A 240-nucleotide genomic window follows, 5' to 3' on the forward strand; every position below is an offset into this window, starting at 1 on the left:
GCTCCCGGCGCTGCGCCACGCCAACGGGGACCCCGTGGTCGGGATGCCCTACTACTTTCTGGGCCGCGACCCCGTCACGGGCGCGTACCTGCCCGAGAGCGTCCTGGTCTGCATCGACATCCTCCACGTCGACTACCGCGTTCCGGACGGATCCGAGTACTTCGACCTGGCGAGCCTGGTGCCGGAGGAGACGGCGGTCCGGATCTCGCGCACGCTGAACGCCGGCCTCCAGCTGGCCGC

General features: G+C 70.8%; 1 protein-coding gene. It reads left to right on the forward strand.

Annotated features, from left to right (window positions below; genetic code table 11):
* The coding region (locus AC1RPV_RS08205; RefSeq protein WP_481764271.1) for a hypothetical protein at window positions 1-240 on the forward strand (240 nt) is incomplete at both ends.

The sequence above is a fragment of the Dellaglioa sp. CoH-55-MRSF-9 genome, from assembly GCF_056782155.1.